This window comes from Streptomyces malachitofuscus (genome assembly GCF_055571035.1).
Window position 1 is genome coordinate 103,942 of record NZ_JBVIGA010000028.1, and the last position, 10,375, is coordinate 114,316.

At 72.6% G+C, this 10,375-nt stretch carries 8 protein-coding genes and 1 pseudogene; 4 read left to right on the forward strand and 5 right to left on the reverse strand.

The window, feature by feature from the left end; all coding sequences use genetic code 11:
* Positions 1-50 precede the first annotated feature (50 nt).
* The 3 genes from ACZ44S_RS32755 to ACZ44S_RS32765 all read right to left on the reverse strand — a co-directional run bounded on the left by ACZ44S_RS32755 (position 51) and on the right by ACZ44S_RS32765 (position 3,393).
* Positions 51-2,303, reverse strand: a complete 2,253-nt coding sequence (locus tag ACZ44S_RS32755; RefSeq protein ID WP_466935648.1) for a heavy metal translocating P-type ATPase — start codon at positions 2,301-2,303, stop codon at positions 51-53.
* A gap of 112 nt (positions 2,304-2,415) precedes the next feature.
* Positions 2,416-2,655, reverse strand: coding sequence for a heavy-metal-associated domain-containing protein (locus ACZ44S_RS32760; protein WP_466935651.1), 240 nt, complete (start codon positions 2,653-2,655; stop codon positions 2,416-2,418).
* Between the two features lie 72 nt (positions 2,656-2,727).
* Positions 2,728-3,393 (reverse strand): TetR/AcrR family transcriptional regulator, encoded by a 666-nt coding sequence (locus tag ACZ44S_RS32765; protein ID WP_466935653.1) that lies wholly within the window; start codon positions 3,391-3,393, stop codon positions 2,728-2,730.
* A 221-nt stretch (positions 3,394-3,614) separates the two neighbouring features.
* Between ACZ44S_RS32765 and ACZ44S_RS32770 the strand changes: the two genes are divergently transcribed.
* Both ACZ44S_RS32770 and ACZ44S_RS32775 read left to right on the forward strand, forming a co-directional pair.
* Entirely contained in the window at positions 3,615-5,891 is a 2,277-nt protein-coding gene (locus ACZ44S_RS32770; protein WP_466935655.1) for an MMPL family transporter, read from the forward strand.
* A gap of 43 nt (positions 5,892-5,934) precedes the next feature.
* A complete protein-coding gene (locus tag ACZ44S_RS32775) occupies positions 5,935-6,978 on the forward strand; it encodes a zinc-dependent alcohol dehydrogenase family protein (RefSeq protein WP_466935658.1) in 1,044 nt (347 codons plus the stop codon).
* Positions 6,979-7,153: 175 nt separating this feature from the next.
* Here the strand turns inward: ACZ44S_RS32775 and ACZ44S_RS32780 are convergent, their stop codons facing one another.
* Positions 7,154-7,354, reverse strand: coding sequence for a helix-turn-helix transcriptional regulator (locus ACZ44S_RS32780; protein ID WP_190164332.1), 201 nt, complete (start codon positions 7,352-7,354; stop codon positions 7,154-7,156).
* Positions 7,355-7,651: 297 nt separating this feature from the next.
* On the reverse strand, positions 7,652-8,188 hold the full coding sequence (locus ACZ44S_RS32785) for a hypothetical protein (RefSeq protein ID WP_466935660.1): 537 nt from the start codon (positions 8,186-8,188) through the stop codon (positions 7,652-7,654).
* 267 nt (positions 8,189-8,455) lie between these two features.
* Between ACZ44S_RS32785 and ACZ44S_RS32790 the strand changes: the two are divergent.
* Positions 8,456-8,548: pseudogene (locus ACZ44S_RS32790) on the forward strand (5-deoxy-glucuronate isomerase); the annotation flags it as partial.
* A 197-nt stretch (positions 8,549-8,745) separates the two neighbouring features.
* A complete protein-coding gene (mmsA, locus tag ACZ44S_RS32795; RefSeq protein ID WP_466935662.1) occupies positions 8,746-10,248 on the forward strand; it encodes a CoA-acylating methylmalonate-semialdehyde dehydrogenase in 1,503 nt (500 codons plus the stop codon).
* Positions 10,249-10,375: the final 127 nt, after the last annotated feature.

Here is a 10,375-nt window from a genome sequence, read left to right on the forward strand (position 1 = left end):
CTTATGTGAGGGTCGTACCGGACTCCAGAGGTACACCCCAACTTGAGACCTCAATGAAACGCCCGCAGCCGGAGGCTGTTCGTCACCACGAACACCGAGGAGAAGGCCATGGCGGCACCGGCGATCATCGGGTTCAGCAGCCCGGCCGCGGCCAGCGGCAGCGCGGCGACGTTGTAGCCGAAGGCCCACACGAGATTGCCCTTGATGGTGGCGAGGGTGCGGCGGGACAGTCGTATCGCGTCCGCCGCCACCCGCAGGTCGCCGCGCACCAGGGTCAGGTCGCCCGCCTCGATCGCCGCGTCCGTGCCCGTGCCCAGGGCGAGACCCAGATCAGCGACAGCCAGCGCGGCCGCGTCGTTGACGCCGTCGCCGACCATGGCGACGCTGCGCCCCTCCTCCTGGAGTCCGCGCACGACGTCGGCCTTGTCCTCGGGCAGCACCTCTGCGATCACCCGGTCGATGCCGACGGCCCGTGCCACCGCCTCGGCCACGGTCCGGTTGTCGCCGGTCAGCAGCACCGGAGTGAGCCCCAGCGCGCGCAGCTCGCGCACCGCCTCGGCGCTGGTCTCCTTCACCGCGTCCGCGACGACGAGGACACCGCGCGCCGCTCCGTCCCAGCCGGCCACCACGGCCGTACGCCCCGCCCGCTCGGCCTCCTCCCTGGCCTCGGCCAGCTCCGGCGGCAGCTCCCCGAAGAGTTCGAAGAGGCGTCCGACGGCGACCTCGTGGCCCTCCACGCGCCCGCGTACGCCCCTGCCGGGCACGTTCTCGAAGTGTTCGGCCTCCGGCAGCGCACCGGCGCGTTCCTCCGCTCCCGCGGCGATCGCCCGGGCGACGGGGTGCTCCGAGGCGTGCTCCAGGGCGCCCGCGAGCCGCAGCAGCTGCCGCTCGTCGGTGCCCTCGGCGACGTACACGTCCTGCAGGGACATCCGTCCGGTGGTGACGGTGCCGGTCTTGTCCAGGACGACGGTGTCGACGGCGCGGGTGGACTCCAGGACCTCGGGGCCCTTGATGAGGATGCCGAGCTGGGCGCCCCGCCCGGTGCCGACCATCAGCGCGGTCGGCGTGGCGAGCCCGAGGGCGCACGGGCAGGCGATGATCAGGACGGCGACGGCCGCGGTGAACGCGGCGACCATGTCGCCGGTGGCGCCGAGCCACCCGCCGAAGGTGGCGACCGCGATCAGCAGCACCGCGGGGACGAAGACCCCGGCGATCCGGTCGGCGAGCCGCTGCACCTGCGCCTTGCCGTTCTGCGCCTCCTCCACCAGCCGCGCCATCCGCGCGAGCTGGGTGTCGGCGCCGATCCGCGTGGCCTCGACGACCAGCCGCCCGCCCGCGTTGACCGTGGCGCCGGTGACGGTGTCGCCGCCGGCGACGTCCACCGGCACGGACTCGCCGGTCAGCATGGACGCGTCCACGGCGGAGACGCCCTCCACCACCGTGCCGTCGGTGGCGATCTTCTCCCCGGGGCGTACGACGAACCGGTCGCCCACGGCCAGCCGCTCCGCCGGAATCCGCACCTCCCGCCCGTCGCGGAGCACCGCCACGTCCTTGGCGCCCAGCTCCATCAGCGCCCGCAGGGCCGCTCCCGCGCGGCGCTTGGAACGGGCCTCCAGATAGCGGCCCAGCAGGATGAAGGCGGTGACGCCGGCGGCGACCTCCAGGTAGATCATCGAGGCGCCGTCGCCGCGCGAGACGGTGAGCTCGAAGGGGTGCCGCATGCCGGGCATGCCCGCGTCACCCAGGAACAGCGCCCACAGGGACCAGCCGAACGCGGCGAGCGTGCCGACGGAGACCAGCGTGTCCATGGTGGCGGTGCCGTGCCGGAGGTTGGTCCAGGCGGCCCGGTGGAAGGGCGCGGCGCCCCACACCACGACGGGCGCGGCGAGGGTGAGTGAGAGCCACTGCCAGTTGTCGAACTGCAGGGACGGGACCATCGCAAGGAGGACGACGGGCAGGGCGAGGAGCGCGGAGACGGCCAGCCGCCGGCGCAGGGCGACCAGCTCGGGGTCGTCCTCCGCGTCCGGGCCCTCCTCGGTCTCCTCCCGCACGGGTTCCTCGGCGGTGTAGCCGGTGCGGACCACCGTGGTGATCAGATCGGCGACCTCGACGCCCGGCGGGTAGGTGATCCGGGCCTTCTCGGTCGCGTAGTTCACCGTGGCGGTGACGCCGTCCATGCGGTTGAGCTTCTTCTCGACGCGGGCCGCGCAGGAGGCGCAGGTCATCCCGCCGATGAGCAGCTCGACCTCCGAGACCGCCGGCTGCTCGGCGACCGGTGCCTCGGCGGCGGTGGTGCTGGTCATGTCCGTACTCCAGGGACGTCCGGGATCCGGGGGGCGGGCGGCGCGCCGGGCCGCAGGGAAGGGGTGGCCGGTACGGCCCGGTTCACGCCGCGCGGGGTGTGCGGGTTCCGGATCAGACGGTGCCGGTCAGCTCGTAGCCGGCCTCGTCGACGGCGGCGCGCACGGCCGCCTCGTCGAGCGGGGCCGCGGAGACCACGGTCACCTCGCCGGAGGAGGCGACGGCCGTCACCGAGCTGACGCCGGGGATCGCGGAGATCTCGCCGGAGACCGCGCCCTCGCAGTGTCCGCAGCTCATCCCGCTCACCTTGTAGACGGTGGTGACGGAACCCTGGGTGTCGGTCTGGGAGGTCATGTCGTTACTCCTCGTCGGGCGTAGGGGATGTGACGGGTCGGTGGGGCCCGCGAGGGCGCCACACCATCCAGACTATACCCCTAGGGGGTATGAATCCGCGACGAGCGGGTCGAGGTAGCGGATGAGGACGTTCTTCAGCTCCTGGACGTACGCCTCGCGCTCGGCGCCCTCATGGGCGAGGACCAGTTCCAGGCCGGCCTTGTAGATGCCCACACAGACCTGGGCGACGCGGTTCACGTCGGCGGCGGGCGTGCCGGGCATGAACGGGGTGATCAGCGTCTCGACCCTGGTGATCAGGGTGGCGTGCAGGGCGTCGTGCTCCTGGGCGATGCGGCCGGGGATGTCCGGGCCGTGCATCAGTGCGAAGAAGACCGGGTTGCGGCAGTTGAAGTCGATGAAGCGGTCCACGGCCGCGGCGACGGCCTCCTCCAGCGGGGTGGCCGGATCGAGGGGTGCGAGGGCCTCGCCGTACGCCTCCCGCATCTCGTGCATGAGTCGGCTGCCCAGCTCGATGGCGATCGCTTCCTTGTTCGGGAAGAACTGGTACAGCGTGCCGGGCGAGACGCCGGCCTCCCGGGCGATGGCGTTGGTGCTGGCGGCCGTGTAGCCGGTGGTGCAGAAGACGGAGGCGGCGGCCTCCAGCAGTTGGCGGATGCGGCGTTCACCGCGCGCCTGCCTGCGGACGGGCCGTTCGTCGGCCGCCTGCTGCTTCCCGGGCTTCTCGGTCTTGTCGGGCACGCGTTATCCCCAGCTCTCGGCACGCGATTGACAAACGCGAGCGGTCACTCGCATTCTTGTGGAACGCGAGCGATCTCTCGTGTTTGCCAGTCTATGGCAATGGCACAGCCATGCCGCCTGCCCGCGTGCGTCCGGGGGCCGTTCGGGCCCGGGAAGGCACAGGACACTCGGGGGGACACGCGGGCGGACGGCATGGTTCACGGTGAACGGGACACCGCAGGATGACCGAAGTCAACGTTGCGCCGCGCGTGGGGGGCTGGACCCGGTTCGTGACCGCCCGGCCCCGGCTCGCCCTGCTGGCGGCGCTGGTGCTCACCGTGCTCGCCGTGCTGGCCGGCAGCGGCGTCGCCGACCGCATGGGCAGCGGCGGCTGGGAGGACCCGGACGCCGAGTCCAGCTATGCGACCGCGGCGCTCGAGCGCGAGTTCCCCGAGGCCCAGCCCAATGTCCTGCTGCTGGTCGACGCGGGGGACGCCGGGGTCGACGATCCGGCCGTCACCGCCGAGGCCCAGCGGCTCACCGAGCGTCTGGCCGGGGAGCGGGGCGTCACCGGCGTCGGCTCCTACTGGCAGTCGCGATCACCCGCCCTGCGCGCCGAGGACGGGCACGAGGCGCTGATCGCCGCCCGCCTCACGGGCGACGAGACCGCCATGGGGGAGACGCTGGAGCGCATCGCGCCGTCCTTCCGGGGCGAACAGGGCGTGGTGGAGGTGAGCGTCGGCGGCCCGGTCGCCGTGCGGCACGAGATGCAGACGATCATCCAGGAGGACCTGCTGAGGGCCGAGATGATCGCCCTGCCGGTGACACTGGTGCTGCTGGTGATGGTCTTCGGCAGCGCCGTCGCGGCCCTGCTGCCGCTCGGCATCGGCATCGTCGCGATCCTCGGCACCAACGCGGTGCTGCGCGGGCTCACCGAGTTCACCGACGTCTCGGTCTTCGCGATGAACCTCACCACCGCCCTGGGACTCGGCCTCGCGATCGACTACGCGCTCTTCATCGTCCGCCGCTTCCGCGAGGAACTGTCCACCGGCTCCGAGCCGCTCACGGCCGTCGGCACCACCCTGCGCACCGCCGGGCGCACGGTGCTGTTCTCCGCCCTCACGGTCGCGGTGTCCCTGGCGGCGATGCTGGTCTTCCCGCAGTACTTCCTGCGCTCCTTCGCCTACGCCGGGATCGCCGTGGTGCTGCTGGCCGCGGCGGCCGCCCTGATCCTGCTCCCCGCCGCCCTCGTGCTGCTGGGCCACCGGGTCAACTCCCTCGACCTGCGCACGCTGTTCCGGCGCGGCCGGCCGGCCGCGCGGCCCGCTCGCGAGGAGGGCGCCGCCTGGGGCCGCGCGGCGACGCTGGTGATGCGCCGGGCCCCGTTCTTCGCCCTCGGCACCACGGCCGTGCTGGTGCTGCTCGGACTGCCCTTCCTCGGCGTGAAGTTCGGCACGGCGGACGACCGCCAACTGCCCTCCACCGCCGAGTCGCACGTGGTGCAGCAGCACATCCGCGACGGCTTCCCGGGCAGTCCCGGCGGCGGCCTCGACGTCCTCGCGGAGGGCCGCGCGACCCCGGCGCAGTACGCCGCCTACAAGGAGCGCGTCGCCGCCCTGCCCGACGTGGTGCGGGTCGACGGACCGCTGGTGAAGGGCGACACGGCCTACTTCACCGTGCTGCCCGAGGGGGAGGCGGTCGACGATCCCGCCCAGCGGCTGGTGGGCGACCTCCGCGCGGTGGACGCCCCGTTCGACACCAGCGTGACCGGTGCGGCGGCCGTCCTGGTCGACTCCAAGGACGCCATCGGCGACCGCATACCGATGGCGGCCGTGTTCATCGTCGTCGTCACCCTGCTCCTGGTGTTCCTGCTCACCGGCAGCGTGCTGATACCGGTGCAGGCCGTGGTGCTCAACGCCCTCAGCCTCACCGCGATGTTCGGCGCCGTGGTCTGGGTCTTCCAGGACGGCCATCTCTCCGGCCTGCTCGGCTTCACCACCACCGGGTCGATCGAGACCACGCTGCCGGTCCTGATGTTCTGCGTGGCCTTCGGACTCTCCATGGACTACGGCGTCTTCCTGCTGTCCCGCATCAAGGAGGAGTACGACCACGCCGGCGATCACGAGCAGGCGGTGCGGCACGGGTTGCAGCGGACGGGCGGACTGATCACCGCGGCGGCGGTCATCCTCGCGGTGGTCATGGTCGCGATCGGCACCTCGCGCGTGACCAACACCAAGATGCTGGGCCTGGGCATCGCGCTGGCGGTACTGATGGACGCGATGATCGTCCGCAGTCTCCTGGTCCCGTCCGTCATGCGCCTCACCGGTCGCGCGACCTGGTGGGCCCCGGGCCCGCTGCGCCGGTTCCACGAACGGTTCGGCCTGAGCGAGGGGGAGCCGGCACGGACCCCGGCGGACCCCGCGGGCTCCGCGGACTCGGCAACCGTCCTCGCCGGCGGCCACGGGGAGGAGACGGAGGAGACGGAGGTCACCCGCGACAAGGCGGAGGCCCGGGGATAGCGTTCCGCCCGGAAGTGATGATCACCGGAAGGCGGGACGGGACATGCGGGCGGTGGTGTTCGAGCGGTACGGGGAACCGGCCGGGGTGCGGGAGGTCGCGGACCCGGAGCCCGCGGAGCACGGAGTCGTGGTCCGTGTCGAGGCCACCGGCCTGTGCCGCAGCGACTGGCACGGCTGGCAGGGCCATGACCCGGACATCACCCTCCCGCATGTCCCCGGCCATGAACTCGCCGGCGTCGTCGAAGCGGTCGGCGCCCGGGTCACCGGCTGGCGCGCCGGGGACCGCGTCACCGTCCCGTTCGTCTGCGCCTGCGGTTCCTGCCCCGCCTGCGCGGCCGGCGACCAGCAGGTGTGCGAGCGGCAGACCCAGCCGGGCTTCACGCACTGGGGTTCCTTCGCCCACTACGTGGCGCTGGACCACGCGGACGTGAACCTGGTCGCGGTCCCCGACGGGATGTCCTTCGCGACGGCCGCCTCCCTCGGCTGCCGCTTCGCCACGGCCTACCGGGCGGTGGTGCAGCAGGGCCGGGTGGCGGCGGGGGAGTGGGTCGCCGTGCACGGCTGCGGCGGGGTGGGACTGTCGGCGGTGATGATCGCGGCGGCGGCCGGCGCACGCGTCGTCGCCGTCGACGTGTCACCGGGGGCCCTCGACCTGGCGCGGCGGTTCGGCGCGGCACAGTGCGTGGACGCGTCGTCCGTGGACGACCCGGCCGAGGCGGTCCGCGAGCTCACCGGTGGCGGCGCCCACCTCTCCCTGGACGCGCTCGGCGCCCCCGCCACCTGCGCCTCCTCGGTGAACGGGCTGCGCCGCCGGGGCCGGCACGTCCAGGTGGGCCTGCTGCCCTCACCGACGGGCACCACCCCCGTCCCCATGGCCCGCGCCATCGCCCAGGAGCTGGAGATCCTCGGCAGCCACGGCATGGCCGCGCACACCTACCCCCCGATGCTGGAACTGGTCCGCGCGGGCGTCCTCCGGCCCGACCTGCTGGTGACGTCCACGATCGGTCTCGACGCGGTGCCCTCGGCCCTCGCGGCCATGGGAGCGGCTCCGGGCGCGGGCGTGACGGTCATCGAGCCGTGGAGCTGAGCGCGGCCCACTCCCGGTCGAGGATCGCCATGATCACCTCGTCGGTCCACTCGCCCTCGATCAGTGAACGGGCGCAGCACTTCCGGGAATCCGGTGAGGGTGGGTTCGACGGCGAAGCTCGTGGCACACAGCTGTGCCCCACCGGCCGGGCGGGGCACAGCTGCCTTCGCGGAGGTCAGTCGGCTCTGCGGCCCCGGTTGCCCGGGCGGGCGGCGACCCAGGTGCGGATGGTGTCGGCGTACCAGTAGGGCTTGCCGCCCTCCACGTGGTCGGGCGGAGGCAGCAGGCCGTGCTTGCGGTAGGAACGCACGGTGTCCGGCTGCACCTTGATGTGGGCCGCGATGTCCTTGTAGGACCACAGCCGTCGGTCGGTCATGGCGTTGCACCTCCCCGCGCGCACCGCGGCGGCGGCCGGGGGTGGCCGTCAGGGGGAGCCGGGCGCTGCGCTGGTGATCAGGCATGCGTTGTGCCCGGTGAACGAGGCCGGGCGCCGACAGGGCAGGGGCTGTGCGCCGGGTGTGACGGAAGGGCCGCGCGGGCGTGACACCCGTGACAGTACGGGCGTCTTTGTGACAGGAGTGACACACAGGCGCACTCCGGCTCACCGGCGGGGCGCGTTGACGTACGCGACCGCGAGTGAGATCGCGCGAGGACCCACGACGCCCCCGGGGTGTCACGCGGCGGCGCAGGACTCCCGTACGAGGGCGTCCAGCTCGGCCGCCGACTCCGGTGCCAGCCGGTAGATGCCGTGCACGCTCACCGCGCTGCGCAGCTCGCCGTCCACCACGTGCTTGATCTGCCGCTCGCCCCGCCGTGACCGGTAGGTGAGCCGGGCCAGCAGCTCGGGCGGTACGGGACGCTCGAAGGTGAGCGGGCTCCCGGGCGGCCCGACGACGACCTCGCTGACACAGCCCGCCTTCAGCGGTTTCCAGTGGATGAGCCGGAGGTAGTCCTCCATGGCCAGTTCCTCGCCCACGGTGTCGTAGTCCAGGACGCGCCCCACCTCCATCGCCCCGAGCACCCACAGCTGCCTGCGGAAGACCCGGACCGGATGGATGACGTCACCCGGGCGCACTCCGGCGCGTAGGAAACTCGGCAGCGACTGGTGCGGCCCGCCGAACATCACGGTCAGGCGCTCACCCGTATGGCCCTCGCGGGCAAGGGCCTTGCAGAGGTCGTTGGTCCACAGGGCGGTGTACGCGTTCGGCATGGCACCGCACGTTATCGGCGGCCACCGACAACGGGGCCCGGACAAGAGCTTCACGTTTTCGTCCGAATGTCCGGACAAAATATTGACAGGGCTTCGCACCCGGGGCTAGAAACCGGGGTGGGCCGTATGCGCCGCAGGGCCGGCGAGCCGTACGAAGGGAACGCGATGGCGTACGACGTGATCACCTCGGGGCGGATCGGAGTGGACCTCCACCCGCTCCGGACGGGTGTACCGCTGCCGCAGGTCACGTTCTTCGGCACCCCACCGATCGCCTCCGGCGCGGGAGACCGCCTCGCTTTGGCAGGAGCGAAGTGCGAGCGACGACTCCCCGCCCGCCGCGGCCCCGCGCCGGAGGTTCCGCCGAAGTCCCATGTGTCCACTCGGGGACCCGAACGGCCGACACTGTGTCGGTCCCGTCCGGGGGCCCCGGACTGGTGGGATGAGGACATGGCCCGGTCCGCGGCACCCGCGTCCGCGGCCGGCGCACACGAGCTGTACGAGCTGCACCCACGGCACGTCTCCACCCGACGCCGCCATCTGCGAAGGAGTTCTCGGTCATGACGAAGATCGTCAACCACTGGATCGGCGGCAAGACCGTCGAAGGCGCCTCGGGGAACCACGGCCCGGTGACGGACCCGGCGACCGGCGAGGTCACCACCAAGGTCGCCTTCGCCTCCGTCGAGGAGGTGGACGCCGCGGTCGCCGCCGCCAAGGAGGCGTACCTGACCTGGGGCCAGTCCTCCCTGGCCGCCCGCACCGCCGTCCTCTTCAAGTTCCGCGCGCTGCTGGACGCCCACCGCGACGAGATCGCCGAACTGATCACCGCCGAGCACGGCAAGGTGCACTCCGACGCCCTCGGCGAGGTCGCGCGCGGCCTGGAGATCGTCGACCTGGCCTGCGGAATCAGCGTGCAGCTCAAGGGCGAGCTGTCGACGCAGGTCGCCACCCGCGTCGACGTGTCGTCGATCCGCCAGCCGCTGGGCGTGGTCGCGGGCATCACGCCGTTCAACTTCCCGGCGATGGTGCCGATGTGGATGTTCCCCCTCGCCATCGCCTGCGGCAACACCTTCGTGCTGAAGCCGTCCGAGAAGGACCCGTCGGCCTCGGTCCGCCTCGCCGAACTCCTCTCCGAGGCGGGCCTGCCCGACGGCGTGTTCAACGTCGTGCACGGCGACAAGGTGGCCGTCGACCGCCTCCTGGAGCACCCCGACGTCAAGGCCGTCTCCTTCGTCGGCTCCACCCCCATCGCCCGCTACATCCACACCACCGCCTCCGCGAACGGCAAGCGCGTCCAGGCCCTGGGCGGTGCCAAGAACCACATGCTGGTCCTGCCCGACGCCGACCTCGACGCGGCGGCCGACGCGGCCGTCTCCGCGGCCTACGGCTCGGCGGGCGAACGCTGCATGGCCATCTCCGCGGTCGTCGCCGTCGGCGCGATCGGCGACGAGCTGGTGCAGAAGATCCGCGAGCGCGCCGAGAAGATCAAGATCGGCCCCGGCAACGACCCCACCTCCGAGATGGGCCCGCTGATCACCAGGGCCCACCGCGACAAGGTCGCCTCCTACGTGGCCGGTGCGGCGGACGAGGGCGCCGAGGTCGTCCTGGACGGCACCGGGTACACCGTGGACGGCCACGAGAACGGCCACTGGATCGGCATCTCCCTCCTCGACAAGGTGCCGACGGCCGCGAAGGCCTACCAGGACGAGATCTTCGGCCCCGTCCTGTGCGTCCTGCGTACGGAGACCTACGAGGAGGCCCTGGACCTCATCAACAGCTCCCCGTTCGGCAACGGCACCGCGATCTTCACCCGGGACGGCGGCGCCGCACGCCGCTTCCAGCTCGAGGTCGAGGCCGGCATGGTCGGCGTGAACGTCCCGATCCCGGTCCCCGTCGGCTACCACTCCTTCGGCGGCTGGAAGGACTCCCTCTTCGGAGACCACCACATCTACGGCAACGACGGCACGCACTTCTACACCCGCGGCAAGGTCGTCACCACCCGCTGGCCCGACCCGGCCGACGCCCCCACCGGAGTCGACCTGGGCTTCCCGCGCAACCACTGACCCGCGCGACCTGACCCGGCCCGGGGGGGGGGGGGGGGGAGGGGGGGGGGGGAGGGGGGGGGGGGGGGGGGGGGGGGGGGGGGGGGGGGGGGGGGGGGGGGGGGGGAGAGGAGGGGGGGCGAGGGGT